This is a genomic window from Blautia sp. OM07-19, from assembly GCF_003481595.1.
Classification (GTDB): domain Bacteria; phylum Bacillota; class Clostridia; order Lachnospirales; family Lachnospiraceae; genus Blautia_A; species Blautia_A intestinihominis.
In genome coordinates this window covers 69,714-81,703 of record NZ_QULA01000019.1, presented here as the reverse complement: position 1 = coordinate 81,703, position 11,990 = coordinate 69,714, and the positions used below count along the sequence as shown (strand labels likewise).

Sequence of the window (11,990 nt, the reverse complement as noted above, 5' to 3'; positions counted from 1 at the left end):
CATTATAAAAACATGGGTATAATGCTTCAAATGGAAACATTAACATTTGAGGCTGAAAGCGTCGCCTATGCCGTTTGCCAACACTACGGGCTTGATACGTCGGACTATTCCTTTGGATATATCGCCGGGTGGAGCAGCGGAAAAGAACTTGCAGAACTGAAAGGCTCTCTTGAAACAATCCGCAGCACCGCCGCAAGTCTGATTGATACCATAGACGGACATTTTGCAGAAATCCAAAAGGCACAGGATAAGGAACAGACCACCGAACAGGCACAGACCCCACAGGAAGCTACCATACAGCCCGAAGCAGAAGCAGCCGCGCCGGAGCTTCCCGAAGAAACAGCCCCGGTACAGGAAAAAGAAGCACAGACCGAGCCGGAAGCTGATACAGGCGCAAGCAGCGAAGCACCACAGCCGGAACAAGCTGCACCCGCCGCACCTTATTACACAATCAACGAAGCTGCCGCCAAACGTGCAAAGGACGCAAACAGTTTTTCCGATTATAAGCAAGGCAGCGCGACGGCTGAATACAGGCACTATGTAGATGAAGCCGTACAGCTTGCAGAAAGGCAGAAACAGCGGGTAGACCCGATGTACCATGAGAAAATCGACAGCCTGCTTGACACCTACGCCCGGAAACTGGCGGCGAACATGAACAAAGGCTATGAGATTGACGCGCGTGTTCCCTCTATCCTCATTGCGGGCGGCTCTAACTTCCCCACAAGGAAGAAAGAAAAGCAGAACGCAGCCCGCGACAGCAATTACCGGGAATGGCAGGACATACAAGGACTTCTTGATAAAATCCGCAGTACCGGCATGGGCGGTATCAGTGCAGACGACCCACAGGCAGTACAGAAGTTAGAAAAGAAACTGGAAAGCCTTGAAAAATCACAGGAAACCATGAAAGCCGTAAACGCCTATTACCGTAAGCACAAGACCCTTGACGGCTGCCCGCATTTGTTGCCGGAACAGCTTGAAAAATTAAAAGCGGACATGGCGAGCAGTTGGCATTTGGGGGACAAGCCCTTTGCGACTTGGGCGTTATCCAACAACAGCGCGGAAATCCGGCGCGTGAAAGACCGTATCAAATCCCTTTCACAGCAAAAAGAAATCGGTTTTGTGGGTTGGGAATTCGACGGCGGCAAGGTGGAAGCAAACACCGAAGCGAACCGTCTGCAAATCTTCTTTGAGGATAAGCCGGACGAAGCTACGCGGGAAGCCTTAAAAAGCAACGGCTTCCGTTGGTCGCCAAAAGCCGGGGTATGGCAGCGGCAGCTTACCAGTAACGCCTATTATGCGGCTGATTATGTCAAGGCGATTGCACCTCTTACCGGGGAAAAGCCTACCGAGTTACAGCGGGCGCATATCCGGGCGCAAAAGGTAGCTGCACAGGAACAATTCGCACAAGGGCAGCCGGAGCAGGAAGCCCCACAGGATAAAGACACCTTTTCCATTTATCAGATAAAAGGCGGGGACGAAACAAGGGACTTGCGTTTTGAGCCTTACGACCGTCTGATTGCCGCCGGACACCGGGTAGACGCGAAAAACTATACACTTGTCTATTCCGCACCTCTTACGCCGGGGACTTCCCTTGAAGATATTTACACCCGCTTTAATATCGACCACCCGAAAGATTTTAAGGGACACAGCCTTTCCGTTTCCGACGTGGTGGTACTTCATCAGAACGGACAGGACACCGCCCACTATGTAGACAGCTTCGGTTATAAGGACGTGCCGGAGTTTTTGCAGCCGGAAAATTATCTGAAAGCTGCCGAACAGACCACCGAGCAGAATTACAACATGATTGACGGGCAGATAAACAACACCCCGACCGCTACGGAACTGGAAGAAAAAGCAAAAGCCGGAGGACAGATTTCCCTTGCAGAATACGCCGAAGCCCTCAAAGCAGAAAAGAAACAGGCAGAGCCGGAGAAAAAGTCCTCTATCCGGGCGCAGCTTAAAGCAGCGAAAGAACAGGCACCGAAGAAACAGGCAAGACAGAAAACACAGGATTTGGAAAGGAGCTGACCTATGAAGTTACAAAAATTTGAAAATGTGGACGTTATTGCTTCCCTTGAAGCCATAATGAAACAGAACACCGCTTTTTATCAGAGCGATTTTGACATAGACAAACAGATTTTGCGGAAAGCGGCGGTAAGCCTTATCCCGGAGGACAAACGGCTTTTGTGGTTTTCCCGCCCGTCCGGGACGTGCTGCTTCCGGGAACGGGACGTTTTTCTAAAGGACACAAGGCAGCATAATACATGGCGGTTTTACGGGGAACAGACCCGCGATACTATCCTTGCCTATGCGGTGGAACTGACAGGCACAGAGCAGGAAAAAATCAAGGGCAATCTTTATGAACTGGATTATTTGCAGCATTTCCGGGAAGTAATCGAAAAATCAATCCCTGCCGACAACTACACGCTGATTTATGAGCATGGGGAGCTGACAAAGCCTGCCGGACAATATTTTGACGGGGACACTGACCCGCAACTTGGAAAGTTTATACGTTTTGAAGCACAGCCAAACGACCCGGAAGCCTTAAAAAGCCTTTTGAGGGAACAGCAGAAAAAACGAACACCGCATACGCAGAGGGATTTTCAGTTACATATCGCCGCCCTGCATGATAGACAGATTGAAACAGAAGCCCGCCGGATTGTGGAAAATGTAAAAGGGCTTGGAGAACCGGACAGCCCCGAAAAGACCCATTGTGCGGTAGAACTTTCTCCCTACTTTGTTCCACTGGCAACGGATAAGGATATGGAACGGCTGCTTTCCATGCTCCCTTACAAAAGCCTTTCCTTATCTACGTTGGAGGGCAGGCATGGCGTTTATGCGCTGATAGATAAAAGCGAGAGGAAGAAAGAGATGAAACAGTCCCCTCCCTCTGTCCGGGCGCAGTTACAAACAGAAAAATCCCCAAAAGTCCCGAAAAAGACAGCAAAATCAAAACATCACGAATTGGAGGTATGAGCATGATTAGACTGACCGTTGAAGAAATGAACCTGTTGAGTATTTACCATGAGGGAAGCAAAGCACAGCTTATGGAAAATATGACGGCTGCGCTGCCGTTCATGGACGAGGATATGCGCCCCTTTGCAGAACGCACCTTACAGAAAATTTCCCCGCTAACAGAAAACGAGTATGCGGAGCTTGCCATTTTCGCCGCTGATGAAGTATGACCGGGGGTAAGCGGCTTACGCCGCCACAGAGCCGAAAAGTCAACAGCCTTGTAAAAAAGGAGTGCTGCAACTGCGAGCGCGGACACTGTATCTTACTGGACGACGGGGAGGAATGTGTCTGCCCGCAGCTCATTTCCTGTTCGCTTTTATGCAAGTGGTTTCAAATTGCCGTACTTCCTCTTGATAAGCTACTGTATGCAGAGCTTTTCAAGACAGAGGACAAAAAGCGTTGTACCGAGTGCGGCACGTTCTTTGTATCAAAATCGAACAGCGTCAAATACTGCCCGGACTGCCGGAAGCGGATTACCCGCAGACAGGCAGCCGAGCGCATGAGGAAACGGCGTGCGGCGGTTACGCGATAAGGGCAAAAAAAGCCTTGATTTACAGGGCATAAATGACGTGAAACTGGCATAGGCGATACAGAATACCTTTTCCCTTAAAATGGGGGTTCTACTGCGTAACATTTTAAAATCAGTACCTATAAAAGAACAGGGTGCGGGAGGTCATTACTGGCTTCCTGCGCCCTGTTCTTTTTGTGTCTGACTGTCTTTATCCTGCATTTCCGGCTTCGGCTGTAATTCTTTTTCTATCCGGTTCCGGTAATGGGTTTTCCTGCGGTAAAAATATTTTGTTACTTCCTGTTCCGGCAGCCATATCCCCGCAGCTTCTATCCGTTCCATAACAGCGGCAACGATTTCCCGGTTGTTGTACTTATGCGGCTCCTGTCCCTTTTCTATCCAAAGACGGCGGTATTCCTCATAAAGCCATGTACTGATAGTTTCTTTCTGCCGTTGCTTCAAATGCCGGAACTGCTTATCTGTCCGCAGCAGCTTCCCGTCTACCTTTTTATGATTTTTTGTCCCGATTTCTTTTTTCCTCTCTTTCCATTTCTTCAAGGGGAAACTGGGGGAGGGCTTCTATCAGCTTCATTGTGATATACTGGCGCATATCTTCATCAATTTCCAGTTTGAATGTTCCGTCCGGCTGACGTTTCTTTACAGTTGCCTGCCTGTCGATTTCGTCCTTGTAGCACATAAGCACCTTTTCCACCGCCCATGTTTCTCCGGTAACGGCGGCGCTTATGGTTTCATAATCGGGTATCGTTTGGTCTGCCATGTTTTCACGCTCCTGTCTATATTGGAATACCTTTATCCTACCACGCTTTTATAGATATTTCTACTGTAAGCGTTCGGTTTCCCTGCCCCGTTCCGGTTCTTTTTCCAGTCTTAAAATACTGTCTATGTTCTGTTTGATAACGTCGTATTCCTTGACCTGTTTTTTCAGCTTGCCATAATCAGTGTAAAGGGCTTCTTTCTGCGCTTGGAGCTTCCCGTATTCTTCCTGCATGGCGGCAAGATTGGGGAGCTTGGTAACGCCCGCCGCTTTCAATGCCTTTGCCGCCGCTTCATGGAGTATCAGACTGCTTTCCTGCTTTGCCCGGTATGTGTCCTTATCCTTTGCCCTGCGGTATGCTTCATAGACGGTTTTTGTTTTTTGGTAGGTGGTAACGTGCTTCATCAGCACCGCCATGTCTGCAAGACGTTTCTCCACGCTCTTTAATGCGTCTGCTGTCTTTTCATTTTCCGCATTTATTTCTTCAATCCGGCTGACTAAATCCGCGTACTGCTCAATCTTGTGTTCTGTCAAGAAATTCATAGTTTTTGCAGCCAGTTTCAGATTATGGATTTTCGCCCACTGTTCATAGCCCCGGCTCTCTTGTGCCTTGATACTACTTTCAATGTCGATAAGCAGCGATACGCCGCGCTGCTCTTTGGGAGCTTTCGCTGCCTTTGTGCGCTTGCCTGCAATCCGTTCTTTGATTGCTTCCTCTGTATAATCTGCACCGAGGGTTTTTAAGCGGGTAAAGCGTTCCTGTCCGGGAGCGCGGCAGGAGATATATTTTCCCGGTTTTATCTCATAGCCCGCCGCCTGTAACCGCTGCAATAATTCTTCAAAACTTGCTACTTGGGGGATAAGTGTATCAACGGCAATTTTTAGCTTGCCTTTCCAACTTGTTCCCGTCTTTTCCGCTTGATATTCTGCATAGCTTTTTCCCTTACTGCCTTTACCCGGAATGACAACGGACAGCCCGTTTTCCCTGCACAGCTTATCACTTATGTTCCGTATGCCGTAGTAACTGCGCTTATTGGAATTGTACTTATGGTAGTCAACAAAGTTGACCGCACAAAAAATGATATGGTTATGGATATGCCCTTTGTCTATGTGGGTAGTCAAGACGTATTCATGCTGTCCCTTTGTTACCGCGTCGGCAAGCTGTTTTCCGATTGTGTGGGCTTTCTCACAGTCCACCTCTCCCGGTTCAAACGATTGTATCAGATGAAAGGCTAAGTTGTTCCCTTTCTGCCGAGCCTGCGACAAAGTATATTCAAACTCAATATCTGCCGTTTCATAGCTGCACCCAAAGGAGGACACAAGCGTTTTCCCGTCTGTCTTATCCGGGTTTTGGATATAATCAAGGGCTTTGCTCAACGTGCTTTTAATAGGCTTAATCTTTGTAACCGCCATATCTCCGCAAGCACCCCCTTTATTTCCTCTATGTCCTCTTGGTAGACGCTGCCTGTCGCATTGACACGCTTTGCAATCTGATTGACGTTGACCCCGATTTTCTGTATCTCCGCTGTCATGGCTTTTATGTCGCTATGGTCTGTCTGAATGATATACCCGTCAATGGCAATCTTGCGAAGATACGCCGCCATATTTTGGGTAGGGACGAGCTTCATTTTCTGTTCAATCAATGCCCGTTCTTCCTCTGTTACATAGAATTTGATTTGTACTTTTCTTTTGCGTCCGTTCATGCAATCGTTCCTTTCCATTCCGAGGGTTTGGGACACTTCCCAACAAGCAATTTTTAACCGACGCACCGCAGGGCGGGAGGGCGAAAATACGGAAAAGGGTACTCTTTTCCTATGCTTGCTAAGAAAGTTTTTTATCTTTTATGTCCTTATTTCCCTCTACGGAGAAAAAACCATTTTGCCGAACTTATGCAAAAGAAAAACGCTGCAATCTCAAAAAAGATTACAACGCTTCCGAAAATCCATATTCAATTTTGCCGGACGTTTCTATTTGTCCTCTTTTTCGACTTCTGAAATTTCCTTTGCGGTTGCTGTTACAATCCGTATGCCGTTATCGCTCATATCATCAAGCAGAGCGTCGAGCTGCCGCCGCTTTGTATCTTTTCCGACGGGCGTATCTAAAAGAAACTGGTCTACGGATATATTGTAACGGAGCATAAGCTCAAAAAAGATTTGCAGACTGGGGTGCTGTCCTTTATTCTCAATATTCGCAAGGTAGCGAGGGGAAATATACATTTCATCACTTACCTGTTTGCGGCTTTCCTTGCGTCCTGTCCGCGCAGCTTTTATCGCTTCTCCAAAGGCTTTGAAGTCATATTTTTCTACTGGTCTTTTTGCCATATTTATTCACCCAGTTACATTTTACTGTTCCCCTTTCTTCTTGGATATGTCTATACAGTTCCACTAATTAGCCATAATAATTCATATTTATATACTTGCTATTATTCGTATGTCCGACTATAATTATACTGATATGATTTGTAGAAAGGACTTGGGTGTTATGGAATATATGTCTTGCCCCGAAGCAGCGAAGAAATGGGGAATTTCTGAAAGGCGGGTACAGGTACTTTGCAGAGAAAACCGCATACCGGGTGTTTCAAAACTTGGATATATGTGGCTGATACCAAAGGACGCTGAAAAACCGATTGACGGGAGAACAAAACGAGGAAAGGAGCTGCACCATGAATAAAGTTTTGATTATAGATGATGATAAAGAGCTTTGCGCTCTTATGAAAAAGTGCATAGAGCAGGAAAAATTATCAGCCGTAACTGTATATAACGGTATTGAGGGGGTTCGTCTAATTGATGAAAATAAAGATAGCTATTCCCTTATTATTTTGGACGTAATGCTGCCGGATATAGACGGGTTTCAGATTCTCCAAAAAATTAGAGATACAAGCAATATCCCGGTGCTTATGCTTACTGCAAAAAGCAGCGAAGAAGATAAGGTTTTCGGTCTGCGACTGGGAGCAGACGACTACTTGACAAAGCCATTTGGTATTAACGAGCTTTTGGCGCGTGTCAATTCCCTTATCCGGCGATATACCACCTTAAACCCCTTTACGGCAGACATAGACAGCATATCGTTGAAAGATATGGTAATTGACAAATTAAATCGTACAGTTACGGTCAAAGATATTCCCGTTTTGCTTACAGGAAAAGAATTTGATTTACTTCTCTTTCTTGCTTCCAACAAAGGACGAGTATTTACCAAAAAACAAATTTATTCACAGGTATGGGAGGAAGAATACGCTTTTGATGATAGCAATATTATGTCTTTTATTAGCAAATTAAGGAAAAAGATTGAGCCAGACCCCGACCACCCCTTTTACATTTTAACTGTCCGGGGTGTCGGCTACCGTTTTAACAAGGAGGCGTAACATGGATATAAATGTTTATCTTTTCATAGTGATAGCCCTTATGCTGCTTATTATTATGTATCTCCTTTTTGTCTTACGGCGTGTGCGGACACAGCTTGCGCTGATAAAAGACGCCTTAGAGGATATAAAGGGCGGGAATTTGAACCGACGTATTTTAGCAGGCGAAAACGATATGACAAAAACAATTTGCTATGACATTAACAAAATAGCAGTAAACAGTCAGGCGCAGCTTATACGGCAAAGACAATCTGAACAGGCATATAAACGGCTGATGACAAGTCTTTCACATGATGTAAAGACCCCGCTTGCTTCTCTTGTAGGTTATCTGGAAGCGGTTGAAAACAAAATTGTTATTGGAGAGGAAAAGGACGAATATATCCATGTCGCACATGAAAAAGCCCACTATATGAAATCCTTTGTGGAAAATTTGTTTGAATGGGTAAAACTGGATTCCGGAGAGCAGATTTTTCATTTTGAAAAATTTGACCTTAACGAGTTATCCCGCAACATTATAGCGGATTGGATTCCCGTCTTAGAAAGCAATCATTTTGAATATGAGTTTGTCATACCCGAAACAGAGTATTTTATTCACATAGATGTAAACGCATATACCCGCGTACTTAACAATCTTTTTCAAAATATTATTATCCATAGTGCGGGAGATAAAATGGCACTGCATATTTGTGAAGATATACAACAAGCTAAAATTATAATTTCAGATAATGGAAAAGGAATAGCTCCCGATAAGCTGCCACATATTTTTGAAAGAATGTACCAGTGCGACCAGTCGCGGTCTGCAAAGGGAAATGGTTTAGGACTGGCGATTGCTAAAGAGCTTATCAGTGTTCACAAAGGAACCATTACCGCTGAAAACAGCTCTGATAAAGGGACTGTATTTACTATATTGCTTCCCAAAGCCCTGTAAATAATGCGGGGCTTTCCTGCTATAAAACAAGAAAAAAGCAAGGTTTCGGCAAGGTTATGGCAAGGTTGATACTATATAATGGGAGGTAGAAAGGAGGAAAAGACAATGACTATCATTTCTACTGAAATGCTGAAATGGAAACGCAATAAGACAGTCTTAGGTATCTTTATTCTAACTGCAATTTTAGGAATATTCGCAGTTGAACGTGCTTTCAGTATATCAAGAAGTAGCTCACTAATGAATAGTTTTAGTGATTTATACACATTGGCATTTAAGAACCTTACAAGTTTGTTTCTGCCTATTGTGTTGAGTATGTTTGCAACCACATTGTTCTTTGATGAACAGAAAAATGATACCTTAAAAGGACTTCTGATTATTCCGATTTCCAAAACGCAACTTTATTTTTCAAAGATAGCAGTGGTAATTTTTATGTCATTAGCACTATGTCTGCTTACTTTTGCAATCTGTATTCTTGGCGGCTTTCTTGCAGGCGGCTTTACAGATTTGAATACGGAAACAATTTTACAGGCGGGATTATTATTTTTAGCCGGTGGCGTGTTAGTTCCACTTGCAATGCTCCCCGTTATTTTTTTAGCAACATTGGCAAAGGGATATGTTCTACCGATTGGGGCTGCATTACTTTATCTTGTGCCTGTCGTGCTTATTCCGTCGGGGATTATGGGACTGCACCCACTGGCGAGTGTTATGGGAATTTATCCCTATATTTCATCTGACGCAGCAGAAATGGTTAAGAAATGGGCGGGAGGAATAGAAATAACTATATCTCCGAATATCTGTTTAATTTCTCTTTTGGTAATTGGAAGTATTTCAGCCATTGTTTCCGTACTTGCATTGCGGAAACAGACCTATTGAAAGTGAGGATATATGATGAATAAATATGTAATTGAAACAAAACAACTGACAAAAACTTATGGAGAGCAAACGGTAGTCAATTCTGTTAATATCCATGTGAAACAAGGACAGATATATGGGCTGTTGGGGCGTAATGGGGCGGGTAAAACCACAATTATGAAAATGATTTTTGGGTTGACCGATATTACTTCCGGCGAAGTAGACGTATTCGGTCAAAATATCAAAGGGAGGGAAAAAAGAGTATATCCCCGGATTGGTGCTATTATTGAAACACCCGGCTTTTATCCGAATTTAACAGGTACGGAAAACTTGGAGATATTTGCAAAACTGCGCGGTACTGCTGCGCCAAATGCAGTAAAAAACGCCTTGGAGATTGTCGGTCTGCCTTATCGGGACAAAAAATTGTTTAGCAAGTATTCTCTTGGAATGAAGCAGCGTCTTGGAATAGCAAATGCTATTTTACATGACCCTGAACTGCTAATCTTAGATGAACCCACAAACGGTCTTGACCCGATAGGCATTGCAGAAGTAAGGGACTTTATTAAGACTTTAAGTATCGAGCGCGGAAAAACAATTCTTATTTCCAGTCATATTCTGTCCGAAATTGCACTACTGGCTGATGACATCGGCATTATTGACCATGGTGTACTACTGGAAGAAAACAGCATGAATGAGCTACAAAAGAAAAACAGTAAGTATATACTTCTGCAAGTTTCTGATATACCGAAAACTTCTCTTGTTTTGGAAAGGCAGTTTGGGGTTACCGAATATTCCGTACAGGACGAACACACCCTGCGGATTTATGACACTTCGTTGGATATGGCTGCTGTCAATAAAGCTCTTGTGGTACAGGATATAGCTGTTATCAGTTCTCAGCTATGCAATGATACATTAGAGGACTATTTCAAAAAAATCACAGGAGGAGAAGGAATTGCTTAGGCTGATACAGGCAGAGTTTCTTAAACTGCGTCGAAAAAAATTTATTGTGTTAATGCTGTTATCCGCTCTTTTCATGCCACTTCTTGCAGTTTTTTATTTCAGAAGTGCTGATAAAACAGTTATTGAACCATTACAATTTTATAAGTGGACTACATTCAGCTATACAGCTTGGATTATACTTCCTGTTGTATTGGGTTTGGTTTCTACTATGCTCATGTATGACGAAAATCAAAACGATATGCTCAAACAGTTGTGGATTATACCGATTAGCAAGACAGGATATTTTTTTAGCAAATTTATTGTTGTACTGTCTTATTCCGTTTGTTTTATGTTGCTTACAGCCATAGCGTCTGTATTTTTCGGTATGCTTCCCGGTTATATAACCTTTGAATGGAATAGTATCAGTTATCTATTTAAGAAATGTATTGAAATCGCCATACTTACCGCATTTTCCATATTACCACTTTTAGCGGTTGCAGCTGCCGGGAAGAACTATATACTCCCTGTATGTGTGACACTGGTTTACACCTTTCTTAGCTTTATTTTGCTTATGGTTAATATGTACCTACACCCTCTATCCAGTGCAACAGCAATTATCATGCGAGATATTCCCGGTGTTATTTTGGCACAGGAAGTCAATATTCCGGCTGCACTTTTTTGTATCGGTATATGGACTATTGTTTCTATCGTATTTGCGTACATTTCCTTAAAGCATAGAAAGTGAGTGATTGAATGATGAAAGAATTGATTTGGGCAGAACATCAAAAACTCCGACGTTCAAAAATTGTGTTGGTCGCCATATTCGCAGTTATTATGGTTGCAATTATTGTTTTTACTCAAGGGCAGTTTTCTTTTGGGGAAAAACGCTATATAGATGACGCAGGGTGGTTTATGAACGCAGCACAGTCTTTAGCAACTTTTTTTGTTCTTCCTGCGGTTATTGCACTTTTGGGGAGCTATATGATTTGTCGTGAGGAACAAGAAGATACTATTAAATCATTACGTTTAATTCCTATAAGTGAAGCTAAAATGACGATTGCAAAATTACTTATTACTTTTGCATTTAGCGTACTCTTTTATTTGCTGCTTTTCGGCATTACATTTTTAGTTGAAGTTATTTTACATTTTAGGGGCTTGTCTATCAAAATGATTTTAAGTTTTTTCAAAATCTATTTACTTGACGGCATTGGGATTTTCTTTGCTATTGCACCTGTTATTGCGGTTGTATCAAGAATAAAGAAAGGCTATTGGCTTGCTTTGATTTTTACAGTAATTTATTCTTTTGCAGGATTATTCACAAGTATATCCGATGTTCTTTCGGCTTGCTATCCTATTACTGCTACATTCAATATTTCCGGCTATTATTCTGCCACCTTTGGAGAAATCATTATTAGCCTTATGAGTTTGTTCTTTTGTGGATTGTTTTCTGTCTTGATTTTAATATCTAAAAAAACAATCAAAAATAAGTAATGATACAACCAACATCTGCCGGACGACGGCAAAGAAAAAAAGCCGTCGCAGAGCAGCCATATTTTCACGCGCCTATTCTATTTCGGCGGCTTTGATTTTCAGAGCCGCCGTTTCTTTTTGTCTG

16 protein-coding genes are annotated in these 11,990 nt (G+C 43.4%); 11 read left to right on the top strand and 5 right to left on the bottom strand.

What is annotated here, in order from left to right:
* From DXC01_RS13160 to DXC01_RS13145, 4 genes are all read left to right on the top strand, one after another.
* Window positions 1–2,028 (top strand): YodL domain-containing protein (locus DXC01_RS13160; RefSeq protein ID WP_118699075.1); only part of this gene is annotated, 2,028 nt, incomplete at its 5' end.
* A gap of 3 nt (window positions 2,029–2,031) precedes the next feature.
* Window positions 2,032–2,976, top strand: a complete 945-nt coding sequence (locus DXC01_RS13155) for a hypothetical protein (RefSeq protein WP_117767613.1) — start codon at window positions 2,032–2,034, stop codon at window positions 2,974–2,976.
* Entirely contained in the window at window positions 2,973–3,185 is a 213-nt protein-coding gene (locus tag DXC01_RS13150; protein WP_005933795.1) for a transposon-transfer assisting family protein, read from the top strand. The genes DXC01_RS13155 and DXC01_RS13150 overlap by 4 nt, the downstream gene beginning before the upstream one ends.
* Complete coding sequence (locus DXC01_RS13145) at window positions 3,182–3,547, top strand: cysteine-rich VLP domain-containing protein (RefSeq protein ID WP_005933796.1); 366 nt, start codon at window positions 3,182–3,184, stop codon at window positions 3,545–3,547. Before DXC01_RS13150 ends, DXC01_RS13145 begins: the two co-directional genes overlap by 4 nt.
* Before the next feature lie 144 nt (window positions 3,548–3,691).
* On the opposite strand, the gene DXC01_RS13140 is transcribed toward DXC01_RS13145, so the two are convergent.
* From DXC01_RS13140 to DXC01_RS13120, 5 genes are all read right to left on the bottom strand, one after another.
* The gene (locus DXC01_RS13140; protein ID WP_025579757.1) at window positions 3,692–3,985 is read right to left on the bottom strand and encodes a hypothetical protein; all 294 of its coding nucleotides are present in this window, start codon (window positions 3,983–3,985) and stop codon (window positions 3,692–3,694) included.
* Between the two features lie 46 nt (window positions 3,986–4,031).
* Window positions 4,032–4,301 (bottom strand): helix-turn-helix domain-containing protein, encoded by a 270-nt coding sequence (locus DXC01_RS13135; RefSeq protein WP_015529202.1) that lies wholly within the window; start codon window positions 4,299–4,301, stop codon window positions 4,032–4,034.
* Between the two features lie 60 nt (window positions 4,302–4,361).
* The gene (locus DXC01_RS13130; RefSeq protein ID WP_117626625.1) at window positions 4,362–5,711 is read right to left on the bottom strand and encodes a relaxase/mobilization nuclease domain-containing protein; all 1,350 of its coding nucleotides are present in this window, start codon (window positions 5,709–5,711) and stop codon (window positions 4,362–4,364) included.
* On the bottom strand, window positions 5,672–6,001 hold the full coding sequence (locus tag DXC01_RS13125) for a plasmid mobilization protein (protein ID WP_015529200.1): 330 nt from the start codon (window positions 5,999–6,001) through the stop codon (window positions 5,672–5,674). Before DXC01_RS13125 ends, DXC01_RS13130 begins: the two co-directional genes overlap by 40 nt.
* 264 nt (window positions 6,002–6,265) lie before the next feature.
* The gene (locus DXC01_RS13120; protein ID WP_005933802.1) at window positions 6,266–6,619 is read right to left on the bottom strand and encodes a helix-turn-helix domain-containing protein; all 354 of its coding nucleotides are present in this window, start codon (window positions 6,617–6,619) and stop codon (window positions 6,266–6,268) included.
* A gap of 160 nt (window positions 6,620–6,779) precedes the next feature.
* Here DXC01_RS13120 and DXC01_RS13115 point away from each other — a divergent pair, with 160 nt between their 5' ends.
* The 7 genes from DXC01_RS13115 (at window position 6,780) to DXC01_RS13085 (ending at window position 11,866) form a co-directional block, all read left to right on the top strand.
* On the top strand, window positions 6,780–6,968 hold the full coding sequence (locus DXC01_RS13115) for a helix-turn-helix domain-containing protein (RefSeq protein ID WP_025578756.1): 189 nt from the start codon (window positions 6,780–6,782) through the stop codon (window positions 6,966–6,968).
* The gene (locus DXC01_RS13110; RefSeq protein WP_005933804.1) at window positions 6,961–7,659 is read left to right on the top strand and encodes a response regulator transcription factor; all 699 of its coding nucleotides are present in this window, start codon (window positions 6,961–6,963) and stop codon (window positions 7,657–7,659) included. The genes DXC01_RS13115 and DXC01_RS13110 overlap by 8 nt, the downstream gene beginning before the upstream one ends.
* A 1-nt stretch (window position 7,660) precedes the next feature.
* On the top strand, window positions 7,661–8,584 hold the full coding sequence (locus tag DXC01_RS13105; protein ID WP_005933807.1) for a sensor histidine kinase: 924 nt from the start codon (window positions 7,661–7,663) through the stop codon (window positions 8,582–8,584).
* Window positions 8,585–8,689: 105 nt separating this feature from the next.
* Complete coding sequence (locus tag DXC01_RS13100) at window positions 8,690–9,457, top strand: ABC transporter permease (protein WP_021421428.1); 768 nt, start codon at window positions 8,690–8,692, stop codon at window positions 9,455–9,457.
* A gap of 15 nt (window positions 9,458–9,472) precedes the next feature.
* The gene (locus DXC01_RS13095) at window positions 9,473–10,396 is read left to right on the top strand and encodes an ABC transporter ATP-binding protein (RefSeq protein WP_118659574.1); all 924 of its coding nucleotides are present in this window, start codon (window positions 9,473–9,475) and stop codon (window positions 10,394–10,396) included.
* Entirely contained in the window at window positions 10,389–11,120 is a 732-nt protein-coding gene (locus DXC01_RS13090) for an ABC transporter permease (protein ID WP_021421426.1), read from the top strand. Before DXC01_RS13095 ends, DXC01_RS13090 begins: the two co-directional genes overlap by 8 nt.
* Window positions 11,121–11,128: 8 nt before the next feature.
* Complete coding sequence (locus DXC01_RS13085) at window positions 11,129–11,866, top strand: ABC transporter permease (RefSeq protein ID WP_005933814.1); 738 nt, start codon at window positions 11,129–11,131, stop codon at window positions 11,864–11,866.
* The last annotated feature ends 124 nt before the right edge of the window (window positions 11,867–11,990 follow it).

Coding starts and splice junctions, on each gene's coding strand:
- DXC01_RS13155 (WP_117767613.1), top strand. CDS start 2,032: ATGAAGTTACAAAAATTTGAAAATGTGGACGTTATTGCTTCCCTTGAA.
- DXC01_RS13150 (WP_005933795.1), top strand. CDS start 2,973: ATGAGCATGATTAGACTGACCGTTGAAGAAATGAACCTGTTGAGTATT.
- DXC01_RS13145 (WP_005933796.1), top strand. CDS start 3,182: ATGACCGGGGGTAAGCGGCTTACGCCGCCACAGAGCCGAAAAGTCAAC.
- DXC01_RS13135 (WP_015529202.1), bottom strand. CDS start 4,301: ATGGCAGACCAAACGATACCCGATTATGAAACCATAAGCGCCGCCGTT.
- DXC01_RS13130 (WP_117626625.1), bottom strand. CDS start 5,711: ATGGCGGTTACAAAGATTAAGCCTATTAAAAGCACGTTGAGCAAAGCC.
- DXC01_RS13125 (WP_015529200.1), bottom strand. CDS start 6,001: ATGAACGGACGCAAAAGAAAAGTACAAATCAAATTCTATGTAACAGAG.
- DXC01_RS13120 (WP_005933802.1), bottom strand. CDS start 6,619: ATGGCAAAAAGACCAGTAGAAAAATATGACTTCAAAGCCTTTGGAGAA.
- DXC01_RS13115 (WP_025578756.1), top strand. CDS start 6,780: ATGGAATATATGTCTTGCCCCGAAGCAGCGAAGAAATGGGGAATTTCT.
- DXC01_RS13110 (WP_005933804.1), top strand. CDS start 6,961: ATGAATAAAGTTTTGATTATAGATGATGATAAAGAGCTTTGCGCTCTT.
- DXC01_RS13105 (WP_005933807.1), top strand. CDS start 7,661: ATGGATATAAATGTTTATCTTTTCATAGTGATAGCCCTTATGCTGCTT.
- DXC01_RS13100 (WP_021421428.1), top strand. CDS start 8,690: ATGACTATCATTTCTACTGAAATGCTGAAATGGAAACGCAATAAGACA.
- DXC01_RS13095 (WP_118659574.1), top strand. CDS start 9,473: ATGAATAAATATGTAATTGAAACAAAACAACTGACAAAAACTTATGGA.
- DXC01_RS13085 (WP_005933814.1), top strand. CDS start 11,129: ATGATGAAAGAATTGATTTGGGCAGAACATCAAAAACTCCGACGTTCA.